Annotated in this window: 20 protein-coding genes and 1 tRNA gene; 15 read left to right on the forward strand and 6 right to left on the reverse strand. The window is 54.2% G+C overall.

Annotated features, from left to right (window positions below):
* Positions 1 to 7 precede the first annotated feature (7 nt).
* The 3 genes from rpsJ to uvrC are packed head-to-tail and all read left to right on the forward strand — an operon-like array spanning position 8 to position 4,028.
* Complete coding sequence (rpsJ, locus tag RHH27_RS11545; protein ID WP_149819531.1) at positions 8 to 322, forward strand: 30S ribosomal protein S10; 315 nt, start codon at positions 8 to 10, stop codon at positions 320 to 322.
* A 30-nt stretch (positions 323 to 352) separates the two neighbouring features.
* Complete coding sequence (locus RHH27_RS11550) at positions 353 to 2,128, forward strand: M61 family metallopeptidase (RefSeq protein WP_302678338.1); 1,776 nt, start codon at positions 353 to 355, stop codon at positions 2,126 to 2,128.
* A gap of 13 nt (positions 2,129 to 2,141) precedes the next feature.
* Positions 2,142 to 4,028, forward strand: coding sequence for an excinuclease ABC subunit UvrC (gene uvrC / locus RHH27_RS11555; protein ID WP_302678339.1), 1,887 nt, complete (start codon positions 2,142 to 2,144; stop codon positions 4,026 to 4,028).
* 52 nt (positions 4,029 to 4,080) lie between these two features.
* Here uvrC and RHH27_RS11560 read toward each other — a convergent pair.
* The 5 genes from RHH27_RS11560 to RHH27_RS11575 form a co-directional block, all read right to left on the reverse strand.
* Positions 4,081 to 4,152 (reverse strand) — tRNA-Gly (locus RHH27_RS11560).
* Positions 4,153 to 4,205: 53 nt separating this feature from the next.
* Complete coding sequence (locus RHH27_RS11565) at positions 4,206 to 4,538, reverse strand: P-II family nitrogen regulator (RefSeq protein ID WP_206200250.1); 333 nt, start codon at positions 4,536 to 4,538, stop codon at positions 4,206 to 4,208.
* Positions 4,539 to 4,578: 40 nt separating this feature from the next.
* Positions 4,579 to 5,352, reverse strand: a complete 774-nt coding sequence (locus RHH27_RS11570) for a sodium-dependent bicarbonate transport family permease (protein ID WP_399373397.1) — start codon at positions 5,350 to 5,352, stop codon at positions 4,579 to 4,581.
* An 11-nt stretch (positions 5,353 to 5,363) separates the two neighbouring features.
* The gene (locus RHH27_RS13410) at positions 5,364 to 5,717 is read right to left on the reverse strand and encodes a sodium-dependent bicarbonate transport family permease (protein WP_399372920.1); all 354 of its coding nucleotides are present in this window, start codon (positions 5,715 to 5,717) and stop codon (positions 5,364 to 5,366) included.
* A gap of 261 nt (positions 5,718 to 5,978) precedes the next feature.
* Positions 5,979 to 6,311, reverse strand: coding sequence for a YnfA family protein (locus RHH27_RS11575; RefSeq protein WP_206201697.1), 333 nt, complete (start codon positions 6,309 to 6,311; stop codon positions 5,979 to 5,981).
* Positions 6,312 to 6,365: 54 nt separating this feature from the next.
* On the opposite strand from RHH27_RS11575, the gene RHH27_RS11580 reads away from it, so the two are divergent.
* The 5 genes from RHH27_RS11580 to RHH27_RS11600 all read left to right on the forward strand — a co-directional run bounded on the left by RHH27_RS11580 (position 6,366) and on the right by RHH27_RS11600 (position 11,266).
* Positions 6,366 to 7,355, forward strand: coding sequence for a succinate dehydrogenase/fumarate reductase iron-sulfur subunit (locus RHH27_RS11580; RefSeq protein WP_302678340.1), 990 nt, complete (start codon positions 6,366 to 6,368; stop codon positions 7,353 to 7,355).
* A gap of 57 nt (positions 7,356 to 7,412) precedes the next feature.
* A complete protein-coding gene (locus tag RHH27_RS11585; protein WP_206200252.1) occupies positions 7,413 to 7,571 on the forward strand; it encodes a chlorophyll a/b-binding protein in 159 nt (52 codons plus the stop codon).
* 3 nt (positions 7,572 to 7,574) lie between these two features.
* Complete coding sequence (locus RHH27_RS11590) at positions 7,575 to 8,648, forward strand: ABC transporter ATP-binding protein (RefSeq protein ID WP_206200253.1); 1,074 nt, start codon at positions 7,575 to 7,577, stop codon at positions 8,646 to 8,648.
* A gap of 94 nt (positions 8,649 to 8,742) precedes the next feature.
* Positions 8,743 to 9,714, forward strand: coding sequence for a solanesyl diphosphate synthase (sds, locus tag RHH27_RS11595; protein ID WP_206200254.1), 972 nt, complete (start codon positions 8,743 to 8,745; stop codon positions 9,712 to 9,714).
* Positions 9,715 to 9,904: 190 nt separating this feature from the next.
* Positions 9,905 to 11,266 carry an LCP family protein gene (locus RHH27_RS11600; protein WP_302678341.1) on the forward strand — a complete coding sequence of 454 codons (1,362 nt, stop codon included), beginning with the start codon at positions 9,905 to 9,907 and terminating at the stop codon, positions 11,264 to 11,266.
* On the opposite strand, the gene RHH27_RS11605 is transcribed toward RHH27_RS11600, so the two are convergent.
* A complete protein-coding gene (locus tag RHH27_RS11605) occupies positions 11,263 to 11,919 on the reverse strand; it encodes an ATP-dependent Clp protease proteolytic subunit (protein ID WP_206200256.1) in 657 nt (218 codons plus the stop codon). The two genes, RHH27_RS11600 and RHH27_RS11605, sit on opposite strands and share 4 nt — an antisense overlap.
* A 106-nt stretch (positions 11,920 to 12,025) precedes the next feature.
* On the opposite strand from RHH27_RS11605, the gene RHH27_RS11610 reads away from it, so the two are divergent.
* From RHH27_RS11610 to RHH27_RS11640, 7 genes are all read left to right on the forward strand, one after another.
* Entirely contained in the window at positions 12,026 to 12,865 is an 840-nt protein-coding gene (locus tag RHH27_RS11610; protein WP_206200257.1) for a prohibitin family protein, read from the forward strand.
* 133 nt (positions 12,866 to 12,998) lie between these two features.
* Positions 12,999 to 14,351: a diaminopimelate decarboxylase gene (lysA, locus tag RHH27_RS11615; protein ID WP_302678342.1), complete on the forward strand. Its 1,353-nt coding sequence runs from the start codon at positions 12,999 to 13,001 to the stop codon at positions 14,349 to 14,351.
* 20 nt (positions 14,352 to 14,371) lie between these two features.
* A complete protein-coding gene (gene cdaA, locus RHH27_RS11620) occupies positions 14,372 to 15,250 on the forward strand; it encodes a diadenylate cyclase CdaA (protein ID WP_206200259.1) in 879 nt (292 codons plus the stop codon).
* Positions 15,251 to 15,272: 22 nt separating this feature from the next.
* Complete coding sequence (uppS, locus tag RHH27_RS11625) at positions 15,273 to 16,022, forward strand: polyprenyl diphosphate synthase (protein WP_302678343.1); 750 nt, start codon at positions 15,273 to 15,275, stop codon at positions 16,020 to 16,022.
* A 58-nt stretch (positions 16,023 to 16,080) separates the two neighbouring features.
* Entirely contained in the window at positions 16,081 to 16,743 is a 663-nt protein-coding gene (gene upp, locus RHH27_RS11630) for a uracil phosphoribosyltransferase (protein ID WP_149819559.1), read from the forward strand.
* Between the two features lie 3 nt (positions 16,744 to 16,746).
* Positions 16,747 to 17,652 (forward strand): homoserine kinase, encoded by a 906-nt coding sequence (gene thrB, locus RHH27_RS11635; protein ID WP_302678344.1) that lies wholly within the window; start codon positions 16,747 to 16,749, stop codon positions 17,650 to 17,652.
* A gap of 52 nt (positions 17,653 to 17,704) precedes the next feature.
* Entirely contained in the window at positions 17,705 to 18,775 is a 1,071-nt protein-coding gene (locus RHH27_RS11640) for a RuBisCO accumulation factor 1 (protein ID WP_302678345.1), read from the forward strand.
* Positions 18,776 to 18,782 lie beyond the last annotated feature (7 nt).

Below are 18,782 nucleotides of genomic sequence, written 5' to 3' on the forward strand. Positions count from 1 at the left end.
GATTCCTATGGCTGCTCTACAACAGAAAATTCGTATTCGCCTTAAGGCCTTTGATCATCGCTTGCTCGATACTTCCTGCGATCGCATTGTCGATACTGCAAAAAGAACCGGCGCTTCCCCCGTTGGCCCAATTCCCCTACCCACTCGCCGTCGAATTTACTGCGTTCTGCGATCGCCCCACGTGGACAAGGACTCACGGGAGCATTTTGAAACCCGTACCCACCGTCGCATACTCGACATTTACCAACCTTCACCGAAAACGATTGATGCCCTGATGAAGTTGGACTTGCCGGCGGGCGTAGATATTGAAGTGAAATTGTAAGCGTCGCCAAAGTTCACTACACTGAGGGGTATGACGCATACGATCATTCATCCTTCCCCCTCTGAGTCTTCTCTTCAGCCCCCTGCCATGGCCTACAGAATCAACTGCCAGCAGGGGCATACGCATCTTTTATGGGTAACGCTGCGGCTAACGGCACCGCAAACCGATGTTCTTGATCTGCACTTACCGGTGTGGACGCCGGGTTCCTACCTTGTGCGCGAATATGCGCGGCATCTTCAGGACTTTACGGTAACGGCCGCTGACGGCACTCCTCTTGAGTGGTGGAAGTGTTGTAAAAATCAGTGGCAGGTGGCTTGCACCCCCGGTCAAGAACTGGAAGTGCGCTATGCCATCTATGCCCATGAACTCTCGGTACGCACAAACCACTTTGATAGCAGCCATGCCTACTTCAATCCGGCAGCGGTCTGCCTCTATGTGCCAGAATATCGCGATCAGCCCCTAACAGTAACGATTGTGGCACCGCCGGACTGGCGGGTGACGACTCCGCTTGAACCCTTTGGCGAGGATGGCTTCACATTTTGGGCAGCAAATTACGATCTGCTGGTGGATAGCCCCTTTGAGGTGGGTACCCACCCTGTTTATGCCTTTGAGGTGGACGGTAAACCCCATGAATTGGCGGTGTGGGGCAAGGGCAATTTTGAGCCGCAGCGGGCGATCGCCGATATGCAGCGGATCATTGCCACCGAGGCAAGTCTCTTTGGCGGCCTGCCCTACGATCGCTATGTCTTTATTTTGCACCTTACCCACAAGGGCTACGGCGGTCTGGAGCATCTCAATAGCTGCTCGTTGATCTTCCATCGCTTTGGCTTTCAGCAAGCGGAGCAGTATCGCCGCTTCCTCTGTTTAGTGGCCCATGAGTTTTTCCACCTCTGGAATGTCAAGCGGATTCGACCCCAAGCCTTCGAGGTCTTTGACTACGACAGTGAGAATTACACCACCAGCCTTTGGTTTGCAGAGGGAGTGACCAGTTATTTCGATCAACTGATTCCCCTATGGGCAGAATGCTTTGATGCAGAGGCCTATCTTAAACTACTGAGCGAAAGCCTCAATCGCTACCTACATACCCCCGGTCGTTGGGTGCAATCCCTGAGTGCTGCTAGTTTTGATGCTTGGATTAAGCTCTATCGCCCTGACGAAAATAGCATCAATTCGCAGATGTCCTACTACCTCAAAGGGGAGTTGGTGGCACTGTTGCTGGATTTGCGGATTCGCCTTAATTTTAATCACCAGCGATCGCTCCTCGATGTCCTGCGGCGGTTGTGGCAGCAGTATTGCGAGACAGGTCAGGGCTATACCCCCGATGAGCTGTGGGAAACGATTGAAACCGTTGCCGATGAAAACTTGGCGGCATGGCGCGAGCAGTTCATTGAGGGAACCGTAGAACTCCCCCTTCAGGAGTGGTTGGGCAAAGTCGGGCTGGAACTAGTTCCCCAAGACGCGCTTCCCTATACGGGACTTCAGTTCAAGCAGGAACACGGCGCTCTGCAAATCAAGGCAGTGCTGCGGAACTCCCCGGCTGAACAGGCAGGCTTGGTGGCTGGGGATGAAATCATTGCCCTCAATGGGTGGCGCGTCAAGGCGGAGGACTGGTCAGAGCGATTGCGGGAATACCCAGTGGGAGAGACGATTCACTTGACATGGTTCCATGATCAGCAATTGTACTCAGGAACATTGATGTTGGGAGACCCTCAGCCCCGCTATCAGGTGCAGTGCCGTGCCGATGCCACGCCGAGTCAGCGGGCACATTTGGAGGCTTGGTTAGGAGCCACAGCGGCAAAGCTCTAGGGGAGGTGGCAGCATGCTTCAGCCCTTGATTCAGGATCGCGATCGCTTGGAACAGATCTTGCGGCAACTGCCCTTGACTCCCGGCGTTTATTTTTTCAAGGACAAGACGGATCAAATTCTCTACATTGGCAAGTCCAAACGCCTGCGATCGCGGGTGCGCTCCTATTTTCGTGAGCCAGCCCAACTGGGGCCGCGCCTTGAATTAATGGTCTATCAGGTGGCGGACATTGAATTCATCGTCACCGATACGGAAGCCGAGGCCCTTGCCCTCGAAGCCAATTTAATCAAGCAGCATCAGCCCCACTTCAACGTTCTCCTCAAGGATGACAAGAAATATCCCTACGTCTGTATTACGTGGTCAGAACCCTACCCCCGCATTTTCATTACCTGCAAACGCCAATTGGGTAATGTCGGCGATACTCGCAGTGATTCCCCCAAGGATCGCTACTATGGCCCCTATGTCGATAGCTTTCGCCTGCGCCAAACCCTTGCCCTTGTGAAGCGGCTTTTTCCGCTGCGGCAACGTCCCCGCCCCCTTTTCAAGGATCGCCCTTGTCTGAACTATGACATTGGCCGCTGTCCGGGGGTCTGCCAAGGGCTGATTTCACCGCAGGAGTATCGGCAAACCCTGCAAAAGGTGGCCATGATCTTTCAGGGACGCACCGCGGAACTCGTGGCACAGCTCCAAGCACAAATGGCGCAAGCGGCGGCGGATCTGAATTTTGAACTGGCAGCCCGACTACGGGATCAAATTCGTGGCCTTGAGCATTTAGGCGTGGATCAAAAGGTGTCCTTGCCGGACGATACGGTGTCACGGGATGCCATTGCCCTTGCCCTCGGCGATCGCCATGCTGCCATTCAACTCTTTCAAATTCGTGCGGGTCGCTTGGTGGGACGCTTGGCCTTCGTTGCCGATGCTCAAAGTGGCAGTGTGGGCACGATTTTGCAGCGGGTGCTTGAAGAACACTATGCCCAAGTGGATGATGTAGAAATTCCCAGTGAAATTTTGCTGCAACATCCCCTACCTGAGGCGGATCTGCTGCGTACCTACTTGAGCGAAAAGAAAGGCCGCGCCGTCACCCTCACCGTCCCCCAGCGGCAGGCAAAAGCAGAACTCATTGCCATGGTGCAACGCAATGCAGAATTAGAATTGGCACGCATTCAACAGGCCAGCGATCGCACCCAAATGGCTCTTGAAGATTTAGCCCAACTCCTTGGCCTTGACACCCTGCCCCACCGCATTGAGGGCTACGACATTTCCCACATTCAAGGGTCTGACGCCGTGGCCTCACGGGTCGTTTTTATTGATGGCTTGCCTGCCAAGCAGCACTATCGCCACTACAACATCCGCAACCCTGAGGTAAAACTTGGCCACTCCGACGACTTTGCCAGTCTTGCTGAGATTCTCCGCCGCCGCTTTGCCCCCTACCTTGAGGGCAAGGGTGACCCTCCAGAGGCTGATGACTGGCCAGATATTGTCCTCATTGATGGCGGCAAGGGGCAACTCTCCGCCGTAGTTCAGGTGTTGGAGCCGCTCCTAGGGGATCTCACCCTCCTCAGCTTGGCCAAACAGCGGGAGGAGATTTTCCTACCCCACCACCGCCAGCCTCTGCCGACCGATCCAGAGCAACCGGGGGTGCAATTGCTACGCCGCGTCCGCGATGAGGCTCACCGCTTTGCCCTGAACTTCCACCGTCAAAAACGCGCCCAACGCCAACGGCGATTGCACCTCGACCAAATTCCCGGCTTGGGCTATCAACGCCAAAAGGAACTCTTCGCCACCTTTCGTTCCATTGACTACATCCGCATGGCCACGCCCGAACAGTTGGCGCAGGTACATGGGGTCGGCCCCCGTCTAGCGGAAAAAATTTACCGCTATTTTCATGCTGATACCGATTAGCAAAGAGCTAAGTGCTTTTCAAAAGAAGAGGGCGATCGTTTGCTATTTCAAAAGCGGGTAACGCGATTCGAACGCGCGACATCAACCTTGGCAAGGTTGCGCTCTACCACTGAGCTATACCCGCAACAGATTCTTAGCTTAAAAAATTAGGGGGCGTCTTGTCAAGCCCCAGAAATTTCAGCAACCCTCAGGACCACAAAAGCTGTGGGCGTACAACACTTCGGCATCGTAGATGTAAGCAATGCCTGCATAGTCGTTGAAAAACTCGACTGCCACCCGATCCACAATTTTTTCGGCCATTTCCCGTGTCTGGGTGAGTACCTCGAACTTGATATTGGCTTGGGTATCGGAAACGCTGGGTTGATCAGAGGAGCGCACATTGCGACTCCCTTTGCCGCCGGTTTCCATCACGGTGTAGCCAGTCGCCCCGGCCTCATCAATGATTTGGGCAATTTTTTTCAAGAGAATCTTCTCGGTCACAATCACGAGCTGCTTTGCTGGCTTGGCCATTCTGAGTACCTCCTTGAGTGAAATTGGCGCGTTTGGGTCACTAGCTGCCGCCCATGATTGCTTGGGCAAGGCCAAGGTAAAGCGGAATTCCTAGGCCAATGGCAATGGGAGTCCCGATCGCGGTGGAAGCACCAATATAGGCGGAAGGGTTAGCGGAGGGAATCCCTGCCCGTAATGTTGACGGCCCAGAAATATCGGAACTAGAGCAGGCAATCACGGCTAGAATCACCACACTCCCAAGGCTAAAGCCAGTGACATAGTGGGCAATCATTCCCAAACCAAAGGCAATCAGGCCATGAACGAGGGGCGCCACCACGGCATAGACCACATACCATTGAGCAACTTTACGCAACTCACCCAAGCGTGACCAAGCCTCCATCCCCATAACGAGCATCAACACCGAGAGTAAACCGCGAAACAGAGGGTTGTAAAAACTCTCATAGACACTGTCGGGACGGGTAAAGATGCCCAAGGCAACGCCCAGCAGCAGTGCCGAAAGGGCTGCCCCTTGCAGACTTTCTTTGACAATCGGCCAGATTCTGGCTCGTTTGCTTTGTTGACTGCGGTACTCACTGGCAGTGGTGGGATACTCACTGGTGCTCCCGGCATAACCTGTGGCGCTCCTTGCACCCGCATCGGCACCAACGGCACTGAGGGAAGCCGGCGCCTTTTTCTCCTGTTTTTTCTTGAGGTAAATGCTGGCAACGACAATGGCTGTCACCAGAGCCGGAATATCCATGAACGGATACAGTGCGGCTGCCCAAGGTTCATAGCTAATTTTCTGCGCCTCCAGAGCCGTTAGTGCTGCTGCCATGGTCGAACCACTCACATCGAACCACTTACAGCCCCAAATAAACCTGCGGTAGCGATCGCGTCCACGGTTTTGACCTTCGGAAGCTTTGCTAAGGTATAACGGCCAATAAATACAATGAGAATCCCCATCGCCACAGCAAAGAGTGCTGGCAAGAGCATCTCCTGTAGGTTGGAACTGCGAATCGCAATCCCACCGCTGAGGCCGACTTTCATTAGCAACATAAAAATAATGAACTTATAGATGGCATCGGGAATCTGAAGTTGACTGCCCAGCGCTGCAATGACCATGCCCCCCAGCAAGAAGCCAAGGGTAGGCGACTGTAATTGCTTGACAAAATCTTGCAAAAACTGACCGAGAAAATCCACAGTACTATTCCTCCTTAATTATCAGGGGCTATCCATGGGGCTGTAGATGTTGAAGTTGATAGAAGACTATTTGGGCGATCGCCCTCCCTGCATCCGTTGGTCAACGGCGCAAACATAGTCTTTTATCTATTCAAGCTTTTTGATTTGCTTGCCTTACTCTATAGTAAATTCTTCAGCAACACACACATTTAATAAACATTACTTTCAAATAGATTAAATAAGCCCAGCTTATAGAGTGACCTTGGGGCGATCGCGACGCTGTCAATGGCTTCTTGGCGCGTACATGATAATCAGCGTTCCTAGGAGGGCAACCCCAGCACCGAGCAAATCAAACTTATCGGGGCGCACCTTATCAATTCCCCAACCCCAAAACAGAACCACCAGCAGGAAAATGCCACTATAGGCAGCCTGAACACGACCGAAATGCGCAGGTTGCAGCGTCGGTACCATGCCATACATAAAAAGGACGATCGCCCCCGCTAAGGCATACCCAATGCTTTTATGCTCCCGTAGCCACAGCCAGACAAGATAGGCTCCCCCCAGCTCTAGGAGGCCTGTGATCAGAAAGTAAAGTAGGGATTTTGCAACTTTCATCATCGCCGCAGTGCTTGCTATACACTGGAAACTACACTGGGCCGACGCCAGCATATGACAATTCAGTTGACGATTCGCCGCCAAGCACCCAACAAGAGCGCCTATTGGCAAACCTTTGAACTAGAGATTGATCCTTCCCTCACCATTCTTGATGCCCTCATTCAAATCAAGGGATACCACGACGGTAGCCTCAGCTTTCGCAAGAATTGTCGAAACACCATCTGCGGCAGTTGCGCGATGACCATTAATGGTCGTTCTGCCCTTGCCTGTCAACAAAGTATTCACGCCGAGTTGGCCAATAGTCCTGTGCCCAACCAAATTGCGATCGCTCCCTTGGGGAATTTGCCTGTCCTCAAAGACCTTGTCGTGGACATGAGCGATTTTTGGCAAAAACTTTCAGCCGTTAATCCTTACGTGAGTACAGCGGCACGGCAAGTGCCTGAGCGGGAGTTTCTGCAATCCCCCAGCGATCGCGCCAAACTCAATGCCTCTGGCAACTGTATTCTCTGTGGTGCCTGCTACGGTGCCTGTAATGCGGTGGAAGTGAATCCCGACTTTGTTGGCCCCCATGCCCTTGCCAAAGCAGCTCGCCTTGTGGCTGATACCCGCGATAGCGAAACTGACCAACGCCTAGACCAATACAACACTGCCACCAGTGGCGTGTGGGGCTGTACCCGTTGTTTTAATTGCAACACCGTGTGTCCCGTGGGCGTACAACCCCTCGATCGCATTAGTGAGATCAAGCAGGCCATTTTAGCCCGCTCAACAGGGGCAAGCCGCAATGAAGAGCGACCCCTCCGCCATCGGCAAGTGCTCTTGGAACTGGTGAAAGAAGGCGGCTGGGTGGATGAGCGACAATTTGGCCTCCAAGTAGTGGGCAATCGTTTTCGAGATCTCAAGGGTGTGGCAAGCCTTGCCCCCTTGGGCTGGCGGTTATTGCGACGGGGTAAGTTTCCGCTGCGATTTGCAAAGTCTGCTGGTCAAGCCCAAATTAAGGCAGTGATCACCGCCCTACAGCAGAAACAGCCGTCTTCTAAAATGTGAGTACAAAGTGAAGGCTCTATGCCAAGCTAAAGAAGTTGTTTTGCATACCTAAACACCATGAGTGAACCAACACCTGATGATTTGACCCCGCAATTTGGTTGGTCGCGCTATGCGGAGCTGATCAATGGCCGCTTTGCCATGGTTGGCTTTATTGCCCTGCTGGTGCTGGAGTGGGTCACTGGCCAAGATTTCTTTACGTGGGTGGGCTGGCGATAGGTTGTGGCGGCAACACTGCGCTTAGAGGGAGTCACGCGGCGATTTGCTCCAGGAGTGGGAATTGGTCCACTCTCTCTAACTGTGCCCGCAGGGGCGCTTTGGGTGATTGTCGGGCCTTCGGGTTGTGGTAAATCTACCCTGTTGCGGCTTATTGCTGGTCTAGAGCAGCCCACCAGTGGGGAGATCTCCATTGGCGATACCTGTGTCAATGGCCTGAGTGGGCGCGATCGCGATGTGGCAATGGTCTTTCAGAACTATGCCCTCTATCCCCACATGACCGTGGCCGAAAACCTTGGCTTTGGTCTGAAAATGCGCGGTGTTGATCCGGCCACACGGCAGCAACGGATTCTTCAAGTGGCTAAGCTACTGGGGATTGAGTCCCTGCTGCAGCGCAAACCGCGTCAACTCTCCGGTGGTCAGCAACAGCGGGTGGCCTTGGGAAGGGCCTTGGCGCGATCGCCCCAAGTGTTTCTCCTCGATGAACCCCTCTCCAACCTTGATGCCCAATTGCGGGAACAAACCCGTGCTGAACTGAAACAATTACATCAACAACTGGGCATTACCACCCTCTATGTCACCCATGATCAAGTGGAGGCCATGACCCTTGGCGATCGCATTGTGGTGCTGGATCGCGGTCAAATCCAGCAAATTGGCACCCCTGCTGATCTCTACGACAAACCCGCCAATACCATGGTGGCGCGATTTTTGGGCACCCCGCCGATGAATTTACTGCCCGCTCGCTGGGATGGCAGCCGCCTGTGGCTAGCGCAGCAGCCCTTGCCCTGTCCAGACACCCCCCATTGGCCGCTAAAAAGTGAACAACCCCTCACCGTGGGCATTCGCCCAGAGCATTTGTCTATCAGTGAGAAGGGCTTGGGGGCGATCGCCACCCTCGTTGAACCCCTAGGCCGCGAAGCCATTGTCCGCTGTCGCCTCATGGATAGTTCCCAAGAACTGCTGTGGTTAGCCCCTAATCACCAAATCCCTCAAATGGGTGACCCTCTCCAGTTGCAGGCTCGCCATCTTTATCTGTTTGACCCTACGAGCGGGGTGGCTCTCAATTTTGAGCCTAGCTGAAAATTCATCGGAACCCTTACCCAAGATTGGAGGGTTCGCTTAGAATACAACTAGGATTCTGTAAAATTTCGTAACTTCTGCGGCCAGCCCGTCCATGACTTCGGTAACCTCTCTTTTTTCACCTGTCGAAGCGGATCTCTGTGTACTAACGGAGAACCTGAAGGCACTGATTGGAGCACAACACGCCGTACTCTCTGCTGCCGCCGAACATCTTTTTGCTGCCAGTGGAAAGCGCATTCGACCCGCCATTGTCTTTTTGGTGTCGCGAGCCACGCTGCCCGATCAGGGGATTACCCCGCGGCACTGCCGCTTAGCAGAAATTACAGAAATGATTCATACCGCCAGTCTCTTTCATGATGATGTGGTGGATCAAGCGCAACTACGGCGCGGTGTGCCCACGGTTAACAGTGTTTTTGGCAATCGGGTGGCCATTCAAGCAGGAGACTTTCTCTTTGCCCAAGCCTCTTGGTACTTAGCGGATTTGGATAACCTGCAAGTGGTGAAGCTCCTCTCCCAAGTGATCAAAGACTTTGCTGAAGGGGAAATTCGCCAAGGCTTTAACCGCTTTGACACCAGCATTACCCTAGACGACTATCTACTGAAAACCTACTACAAGACGGCTTCCCTCATTGCCAACAGTGCCAAGGCGGCAGCGGTTCTCAGTGAAGCGCCGCCAGAAACCATCGAGGCCATGTACACCTACGGCAAAAATTTGGGTCTAGCCTTTCAAATCGTCGATGACATCCTTGACTTCACCCGCTCCACCGCAGAACTAGGGAAACCCGCTGGCTCAGATCTGCGGGATGGCAACCTAACTGCACCGGTTCTCTTTGCCCTACCCAAAGCGCCCTACTTGCATACCCTCATTGAGCGAGAGTTTAGTGAAGAAGGGGATTTGGAAACCGCCCTCAACCTAGTGCGCCAAAGTGGTGCCATTGAAGACGCCCGCAATTTAGCCAAGGAATATGCCCAAGCGGCTCTACCGGCGCTTGAAGTGCTGCCTTCGTCGGAACCGCGTCAGGCCCTCAGCCAGTTGACCGATTATGTCCTTGAGCGGCTCTATTAAGCTGCCAGCGGCAAAATTTCCAATGCCCAGCGCATAAATTTCAGGAACTGGGCGAAAAACAGAAACAAGACTTCCATGAGGGAGTCCAATAGGTATAAGTGCGGGATCAGTAATCAATCCCCTACACTAAAGACAGGGATTGCGTCCACCCGACTAGCCCACGATTGGTTTTTATTTCGGGAGTGAGTTTGTGGCAAGAGGCGTTCAACAGCGTAAATCGGTGAGTTCTACTGTGGGTGGTCGGGGAAGGCAAAAAGTATCTCAAAAAAGCAGGGGTCAGCGATCGCGCCCTTCGCCATGGCGTACCCTAGGCTGGATTGCTGCCTTTAGTGGTGTGTCCTTGGTTTCTGCCTTTGCGGGCATGACATTTGTTTTGATGTCACCCTTTCAGGGCACGAACCATCGTGGCCAACGGGATCCCTCTTGGCTGGAAATGATGACACGGGGGTTCCAGTATGGCATGAGTCGGCCAGTGAACCTCTTGGTACTGGGGGTGGATAATGTCTTGGATGCCCCTGAAGGTTCTCCGAAACGGTTCCGTGGTCGCACGGATACGATGCTGCTGGCGCGGTTTAACCCTGAAAATGGCACGATTACGGTCTTGAGTATTCCCCGTGATACCCGTGTGGAAATTCCCGGACATGGCATCGACAAAATTAATGCGGCCAATGTTTATGGAGAGGTCGATCTAACGGTGCGGGTGGTCAGCGAAATCCTCAACTATACCCCCATTGATCGCTACATTCGCATTGATACAGATGCATTTCGAGAATTGGTGGATCTGGTGGGCGGTGTCGAGGTCAACGTGCCCAAGCGGATGGTTTATACCGATCACACCCAAAAACTTTACATTGATCTTCAACCGGGGCTGCAAACCCTGAACGGGGAGCAAGCAGAGGGCTTTGTTCGCTTTCGTTACGATGAACTGGGGGATATTGGTCGTGCCCAGCGGCAGCAAATGCTGATCAAGGCGCTGCAAAAGAAACTGGCCAATCCCGTCATGCTGACCCAGGTGCCGAAAATCTACAGCGTCCTGCAAAAATATGTGGATACGGATTTAACCTTTGCCGAACTGATGGCGATCGCCCAATTTAGTTTGCGCATTGAGCCAGACAACCTGCGTTTGATTCTGCTGCCGGGACGCTTTAGTGGTGATGGCTATGAGGTCAGCTACTGGCTTCCTGACTATGACCGCATTGATCGGGTGGTTGCTGAGCACTTTAGCGATCGCCCCTCAAAGCTGGTTGACCATACGTGGCGTGAAACAGGGACGCTACGCATTGCGCTGCAAAATGCCTCCGGTAGCAGTGACGCTGCCCAAGACATGGCGGATTTCCTCGCCCACCACGGCTATACCAATGTGATCATCAGTGAAGAGTGGTATCAGCAAACCCCCGAAACAGAGATTGTGGCACAGCAAGGGGATATTGGGGCTGCGCAAATGATTCGTTCTGTCCTTGGCATGGGGCGAGTATCCGCCAACTCCACGGGGGTGCTGTCTTCGGATATTACGATTCGCATTGGCCGCGACTGGGCAGCCGTCTTGCACTAGGTGAGAGTGGCGGGCAGTTTCTTGGTCATCGCTTCGGGTTCGAGGATGCGGTCAATAATGCCGTATTCCTTGGCCATTTGCGGCGTCATATAAAGCAGCCGATCCATATCGCGGGTAATGCGTTCGGGGGGTTGACCGGTATTTTGCGCCAAAATCTCGACCATCATTGCCTTATTGGCCAGAACCTCCTTGGCACGAATTTGAATATCGGTGGCCTGTCCTTGGGCATAGCTCTTGGTTTGGTGCAGAACAATCGTGGCGTGGGGTAAACTGGCTCGATACCCCTTTGTCCCCGCTGAGAGCAACATGGCGGCCATCCCCATCGCTTGACCAATGCAGATCGTATGCACAGGGGGCTTAATGTAGCGCATGGTGTCGCAGATGGCAAAGGCTTCTGTTTCAAAGCCAATGGGTTCGCCATCGTAGCGGGAGGTTCCCGTCGAGTTAATGTAAATGCGGATGGGTTTTTCGGGATCGTCGTATTGCAGATAGAGCAGTTCCGCAATGATCAGTTCCGTAACCGCTGGCACCAAAGGCATGCCGAGATAGACGATCCGCTCCTTCAACAGCAGTGAAGGGAGATCGGGGGGTGGGGTGCGATAGTAGGCATCACCATAGTAGGCCGCTTGGGCAGCAGTAAGGGGCAACCGCATAGGACGCTCAGCAAATGACAGACTATCTGTACTCTAGCAAGGAATTGCCTTCCGGATCGGCGGGAAGCACCGCCTATAATCAAAGCAGAAATTCAATTCTTGGGTCATGAATCAACTCCTCAGTTCGCGGCTCACCTCCTCAGTGGTGGCGATCGCCATTGTCTTGCTGGTTGTCCTTTTGAATGCCGTGGTGATTATTAATCCTGGCCAAGCAGGGGTGCTGAGTATTTTGGGTAAAGCTCAGGATACTCCCCTCCTCGAGGGCATCCACTGGAAACCGCCGTTTATTGCCAGTGTGGATGTCTATGACGTAACTGTACAGAAGTTTGAAGTGCCAGCGGAAAGTGCCACCAAAGATTTGCAGGACATTACCGCCAGTTTTGCCATCAACTTTCGCCTAGACCCCATGGCCATCGTGGATGTGCGCCGCACCCAAGGGACCCTAGAAAATATCGTCGCCAAAATCATTGCTCCCCAGACCCAAGAGGCCTTCAAAATTGCTGCTGCCCGTCGCACGGCGGAGGAGGCTATTACCAAGCGGGATGAACTTAAGGAGGATTTTGATCATGCCCTTGGCGATCGCCTAGCCAAGTACCACATTCTCGTACTGGATACCAGTGTCGTTAACCTTGACTTTTCCGAGGAATTTTCCAAGGCCGTCGAGGATAAGCAAATTGCTGAGCAGCGGGCACAACGGGCGGTCTATATCGCCCAAGAGGCGGCTCAACAGGCGCAAGCGGAAATTAACCGTGCCCAAGGGAAAGCGGAAGCCCAACGCCTCCTTGCCGAAACCCTCAAAGCTCCGGGTGGCCAGTTAGTGCTGCAAAAGGAAGCGATCGAAGCATGGCGTGAAGGCGGTGCCCAAGTGCCCCAAGTGATTGTGATCAACGGCCAAGAAGGGCTACCCCCCTTTTTCCTCAATTGGACAGGGACAGCAGCAAAATAGCTGAGGGACGGTTCGATGAACTACAGGTTCAGCAGAGACTCAACAGATGAAGGGAGCGATCGCCCAAATCCCCCTAGAATTAAGAATAGCGATTTGTTCTTTATATTCCCCTAATTTCTGCCGATACTGACCCATGATCTCCACCCCGCTTGCTGCCAATCAACAAATTTTACCCCTGACTGCGCAAACCAATGCCCGAGGCCATCTCACCATTGGTGGGTGTGATGTGGTGGAGTTAGTGGCTCAGTTTGGCTCTCCCCTCTACATCCTTGATGAATTCACCTTTCGCACCGCCTGCCGTCAATACCAAGACACCCTCCAGCAGACCTACGGTGGTGAATTTTTGGTGCTCTACGCTTCAAAGGCTTGGAACTGCTTGGCCACCTGTGCCCTTGCCCACAGTGAAGGCTTGGGGATTGATGTGGCCTCCGGGGGTGAACTCTACACTGCCTTGAGTGCCGGCGTCCCCGCCAGCCACATTTACTTCCACGGTAATAACAAGTCCTCCCAAGAACTCCTCTATGCCCTTGAGGTCAATTGCACGATTGTTGCCGATAACTGGCTAGAACTAGAGCGCCTTGCTGCCTACGTTGAGGAGCATGATCTCTCGACCCCACCGCGCGTCATGTTGCGGTTGACACCGGGGATTGAATGCCACACCCACGAATATATCCGCACTGGACATCTAGACAGCAAATTTGGCTTTGACCCGCAACAGTTTCCAGAGTTGCTTCAGTTTGCTAAGGCGCATCCCGAACTGGACTGGGTCGGACTCCACGCCCACATTGGCTCACAGATTTTTGAGGAACAACCCCATTTAGACCTCTGTGATGTCCTTGTGGATTGGCTGGCTCAAGCCCGTGAAGCGATGCTACCCATGCGCGAACTGAATGTGGGGGGTGGTCTTGGCATTCGCTACATCGAGTCCGATAACCCGCCGGCGATCGCCCACTGGACAAAGGCCATTAGTCATCAACTGAGCCAAGCCTGTCAGCAACGCCATCTTCCCTTACCCAAACTCATCTGTGAGCCGGGTCGCTCCATCGTTGGACCTGCGGCAGTGACGGCCTACACGGTGGGCAGCCGTAAGGTGATTCCTGAGCTACGCACCTATATCGCTGTCGATGGGGGGATGTCCGATAATCCACGACCGATTACCTATCAGGCGCAATATACAGCCCTGTGTGCCAATCGCATGACCACTGCCGCCACAGAAACCGTGCGTGTTGCCGGTAAGCACTGCGAATCGGGCGATATTCTGCTGCCCCAAGTCACCCTACCCCCCCTGCAAGCCAATGATATTTTAGTGGTGGCCAGTACGGGTGCCTACAACTACAGCATGGCCTCCAACTACAATCGTGTGCCCCGGCCGGCGGCGGTGGTGGTCTGTGAGGGGGAAGCCAACCTGATCCTGCAACGGGAAACCTACGCTGATTTGGTGGCCCATGATGTCTTGCCCCTGCGATTGAGCACCCCCGCCCCCTAGGAGGTGACGAGCACGATGGGATGATAAGCCTCCTAGGTAACTTGTCGTGGCTGCTGCTGTCCTCGCAGACACTGGCCAAGGTGCGAACAGTCGTGGATGTGGTTTTGGTCTTGACCCTAACCTACGCTATTTTGCGGGTTGTGGCCGAGCGGCGAACCCTCTGGATGATACGGGGCTTTATCTTCCTCCTTTTGGCAACCTCCCTCAGTCGTGCCATTGAGCTACAGTTTTTGAGCTTTGTGCTGCACAACTTAGTGATTGGCTCTGCGGTGGCCTTAGCCGTTATTCTGCAATCGGAAATTCGCATTTTTCTGGAACAGTTGGGACGAGGACAGTTTTTCGGCTTTATGCAGCCCGTGGCCGAGTCGAGCCTGACCAATGATGCCGTTGATTTGATTGTGACGGCCGTGAAGGGATTATCTCAAGATCGTACGGGGGCACTCATTCTGCTGGAAACCCATACAAAGCTCAGCCCCCAAGATTTTACCCATGCAGGGATCGCCCTCAATGCCCGCCTTTCACCGGAACTCATTACCTCAATTTTTCAGGTGAGTTCCCCCCTGCACGATGGCGCAATTTGGGTGCGGGGGGCTGAAGTGATTGCGGCAAAGTTGATCCTGCCCCTCTCGGATCGCACGGGGCCTTGGCAGTTGGGCACTCGCCATCGCGCCGCCCTAGGGATTACCGAACGCATTAGCCACTGTGTCTGTGTAGTGGTCTCTGAGGAAACGGGGTCAATTTCCCTTGCCTTTAAGGGGGAGCTTCAACGTCCCCTCACCAGCAGTAAACTAGGGGAATTGTTGCGGCAATATGTGCAGGATCAAGGGACGGCAACTTCACAACCCCGTCAACGTCGGCACAGCTTAAAATTTTGGAAGACTGTATGGCCACTGCGCTAATTTCCGCCAATAGGATGTGTCCATGACGCTACAGCCCCATTCACTCATTGAGTTACCCGAAGATCTAGATCGCGATCGCCTACCTCGCCATGTGGCGGTGATTATGGATGGCAATGGCCGCTGGGCAAAGCAGCGCAATTTACCGCGTATTATGGGACACCAACGCGGGGTGGACACCCTCAAGGAACTGCTGCGCTGTTGCAAAGATTGGGGCATTGAAGCCCTGACCGCCTACGCCTTCTCCACAGAAAACTGGGGGCGCCCCCTGCCGGAGGTGGATTTTCTGATGACCCTCTTTGAGCGAGTGTTGCGGCGGGAACTGGCGGAAATGGTTGCCGAGGGCGTGCAAATTCACTTTGTGGGTGACTTGGCGTGTTTGCCGAACTCCCTACAAGCGGAAATTGAGCGAGCGATGACCGCTACGGCCAATAACCAAAAAATTAAATTTGTGGTGGCAACCAACTATGGTGGGCGACGGGAAATTATCCACGCTTGCCGTTCGATTGCAGCCCAAGTGAAAGCGGGACGCCTGGACCCCGCCGATATTGATGAGGTACTCTTTGAACGCCATTTGTACACGGGCGGCCTACCGGATCCCGATTTATTGATTCGCACCAGTGGCGAGATGCGCGTCAGTAACTTTTTGCTGTGGCAGGTGGCCTATTCAGAAATTTACGTCACCAAGACCCTCTGGCCGGATTTTGACCGCGCTGCTTTCCATGAGGCGCTCCGGGATTACCAACAGCGACAGCGGCGATTTGGCCGTGTCTAAAGGGGACGATTTCAGTGGAGAATAGGAAAGCTCGCCGGGTACGTATTGGAGCGATACTGTGACCCCCCAATTGCGCATTTATGTCCCCCCTCATCCCCTCATTCAACATTGGCTAACGGTGGCTCGCGATCGCAACACGCCCACCCCTCTGTTTCGCGTAGCCATGACAGAACTAGGTCGCTGGTTGGCCTATGAGGCGGCGCGGGAATGGTTGCCAACGGTGGAAACAGTGGTTGAAACGCCCCTTGCCCCCTGTGCAGCGCTGGTGGTGAATCCGCAAGTACCCGTCGTGGTGGTACCCATTCTGCGGGCGGGTTTGGCCTTGCTCGACGGTGCCCAAGGGGTCTTACCGACAGCAAAGACGTACCACTTAGGGATTGTGCGGGATGAGGCCACCCTTGAACCCAGTTGCTATCTCAATAAGTTGCCCCCGCAGTTTGACCCGCAAACCCGTGTCCTGATTAGTGAGCCGATGCTGGCGACGGGAGGTTCAATCATGACAGCAATGCAGGAACTGGTGCAGCGGGGGATTGACCCAGCCTTGGTGCGAATCATTTCCGTGGTCACTGCGCCGCCAGCTTTGCAGAAACTCGGTGCCCATTTTCCCGCAGTGCAAGTCTATGCAGCCACGATTGATGAGACAGTGAATGAGCAGGGCTTTATTGTGCCTGGCTTAGGGGATGCGGGGGATCGCGCCTTTGGTACCGGGGAGGAAGTGTAACCGATGATGACAGTGGTGACTGTGCCAGCAACAACGGCTAATTTGGGTCCGGGGTTTGATTGCTTAGGAGCCGCTCTGACCCTCACCAATACGTTCACCTTTTCCTTGAGCGATCGCCCCCATGTCAATGTGCGGGGCACTGAGGCAGCCGGTGTCAGCAGTAGCTCCGACAATTTGGCCTATCGTGCCTACCACCGTCTCTATCAATATCTAGGGCGTGAAGCCCCACCTGTGTATTTAGAGATTGATCTGGGGGTTCCCCTCGCACGGGGCCTCGGCAGTTCAGCAACCGCAATTATTGGCGGCTTAGTAGGGGCAAATCGGCTGGCGGGCTTTCCCCTCAGTCATACCGAGGTTCTGGAATTGGCCATTGAAATGGAAGGCCACCCCGATAATGTGGTGCCGGCCTTGCTAGGGGGCTGTCGTCTTGCTGTCCAAGGGAGTGCAGGGGGATGGCATTGGCTAGAGATTCCTTGGGATCAGGATGTGGTGCCGATTGTGGCGATTCCAGACTTTGAGCTAGCCACGGAAACAGCGCGGCAAGTGCTGCCCCCCCACTGTACCTACGGTGATGCAGTTTTTAATATCAGTCACCTTGGTGCTCTGCTGCGGGGTTTGGAAACGGGTCAACGGGAGTGGCTGCAACTGGCCTTGGGCGATCGCCTGCATCAACCCTACCGCCAAAGTCTGATCAAAGGCTATACCGACCTCCACAGGGCGGCTCTTGAGGCGGGTGCCCACGGTTTGGTCATTAGTGGCGCAGGACCCACGCTTTTAGCCCTCGGGGATCCCGTTACCGCTTCCGCCATTGCCACTGCCCTCAAGAAGACTTGGGCAAAGTTTGATGTGCAGGCACGGGTGGAGGTGCTGGCCATTCAACGCCAAGGGACAACGGTGCGCGATCGCTAGGCAATCTTAGGCAATTGTATAGCATGCTTCCCTGTCAATAGGAGGTGATTAAATGAGTCAAGAACAGGATGCCCTGACAACGGAAGTGCTGCAACGCCTACGCCGCAAGGAGGGCACTTGGCAGGATTGGGGAGCCGGATGCCAGCAACTGCAAAAACAAGGGCTATCTCCCCAAGCGATTTTTGAGGCCACGGGCATTGAACCCATCCACCAAAATCAACTGATCATTGCCCTGCAAGTGAGTCAGAGCCTGCGCGAGGCGCCGGAAGCGGTGCGTGCCTATTTTCAAACGCGGGGCAGCGATCTGCTCTATGAACTGCGGGTGTTGTCAGGGAGCGATCGCCTTGCAGCAGCCACACTCATTGTTGAGAAACAACTGGATGTCACTGCGGTTCATGAGGTCTGCCGTGCCCTCAAGGCCGTGAGCTATCAAAAGGATGAGAGTGCAGGTTTTGGTGAGAGTGTGGGCGATCGCATTGGTCGCTACTATTGGCAACTGGCGCGGCAGCAACGCGATTTAGCCCAGCGATCGCGCCTCATTGCCCAAGGCTTTCGCTTTGTTGAATCCGCCACAGGTCGCCAAGCGCTTGAAAAACTGCTGACGGACTTTACCGTGGTTCCCGCTGCTAGCCAACCCCGACTCCCCCTTTACCGCTTGGATTCCGCTGAAGACCTGCCCTACCTCGTTCCGGTCGCAGGAACAGCCCCGCTCGCTGCTGCAGCCTTTAATCAAGTGCCCCAGTTAACTTCTACAGGCGCCTTGCAATTAGTCGCTGTTCCTCAACCCATGACCCTCGTGGCTCTCCCCAGTTGGCAGGTTCTCCTGAATGCTGTTGACCCAGTCACGGTGCTTTGGCCAGTGGCAGACCTACCCGCAGAATTACCGCCCACGCCTGAGGGACTCCCCATTGAACAAGTGCTCCTGATAGTGGATCGTGGTCTTCCAGAATGGGATCGCGATCGCTATCTGTTGATTGCACCTAGGGCCAGCGATCCTGTCCAACTGGCTTGGTTTCCTGAACCCCCTACAGCGCCAATTCTTGGCCAACTCCTGCTCGTCTTACGCCCCCCCCAAGTGCTGGATGAGAGTATCAACAAGGAACTTTGGTTCTTTGAGGAATAGCTTAACC

The organism is Thermosynechococcus sp. PP555 (assembly GCF_031583225.1).
GTDB lineage: Bacteria > Cyanobacteriota > Cyanobacteriia > Thermosynechococcales > Thermosynechococcaceae > Thermosynechococcus.

What these genes read in the sequence shown, in the direction of transcription:
- thrB (WP_302678344.1), top strand. Translation starts at nt 16,747, where the DNA reads ATGATGACAGTGGTGACTGTGCCAGCAACAACGGCTAATTTGGGTCCG.
- RHH27_RS11585 (WP_206200252.1), top strand. Translation starts at nt 7,413, where the DNA reads ATGAGTGAACCAACACCTGATGATTTGACCCCGCAATTTGGTTGGTCG.
- uppS (WP_302678343.1), top strand. Translation starts at nt 15,273, where the DNA reads ATGACGCTACAGCCCCATTCACTCATTGAGTTACCCGAAGATCTAGAT.
- sds (WP_206200254.1), top strand. Translation starts at nt 8,743, where the DNA reads ATGACTTCGGTAACCTCTCTTTTTTCACCTGTCGAAGCGGATCTCTGT.
- cdaA (WP_206200259.1), top strand. Translation starts at nt 14,372, where the DNA reads ATGATAAGCCTCCTAGGTAACTTGTCGTGGCTGCTGCTGTCCTCGCAG.
- RHH27_RS11550 (WP_302678338.1), top strand. Translation starts at nt 353, where the DNA reads ATGACGCATACGATCATTCATCCTTCCCCCTCTGAGTCTTCTCTTCAG.
- RHH27_RS11640 (WP_302678345.1), top strand. Translation starts at nt 17,705, where the DNA reads ATGAGTCAAGAACAGGATGCCCTGACAACGGAAGTGCTGCAACGCCTA.
- uvrC (WP_302678339.1), top strand. Translation starts at nt 2,142, where the DNA reads ATGCTTCAGCCCTTGATTCAGGATCGCGATCGCTTGGAACAGATCTTG.
- RHH27_RS11570 (WP_399373397.1), bottom strand. Translation starts at nt 5,352, where the DNA reads ATGGCAGCAGCACTAACGGCTCTGGAGGCGCAGAAAATTAGCTATGAA.
- RHH27_RS11605 (WP_206200256.1), bottom strand. Translation starts at nt 11,919, where the DNA reads ATGCGGTTGCCCCTTACTGCTGCCCAAGCGGCCTACTATGGTGATGCC.
- lysA (WP_302678342.1), top strand. Translation starts at nt 12,999, where the DNA reads ATGATCTCCACCCCGCTTGCTGCCAATCAACAAATTTTACCCCTGACT.
- RHH27_RS11565 (WP_206200250.1), bottom strand. Translation starts at nt 4,538, where the DNA reads ATGGCCAAGCCAGCAAAGCAGCTCGTGATTGTGACCGAGAAGATTCTC.
- RHH27_RS11575 (WP_206201697.1), bottom strand. Translation starts at nt 6,311, where the DNA reads ATGAAAGTTGCAAAATCCCTACTTTACTTTCTGATCACAGGCCTCCTA.
- rpsJ (WP_149819531.1), top strand. Translation starts at nt 8, where the DNA reads ATGGCTGCTCTACAACAGAAAATTCGTATTCGCCTTAAGGCCTTTGAT.
- RHH27_RS11610 (WP_206200257.1), top strand. Translation starts at nt 12,026, where the DNA reads ATGAATCAACTCCTCAGTTCGCGGCTCACCTCCTCAGTGGTGGCGATC.
- RHH27_RS11580 (WP_302678340.1), top strand. Translation starts at nt 6,366, where the DNA reads ATGACAATTCAGTTGACGATTCGCCGCCAAGCACCCAACAAGAGCGCC.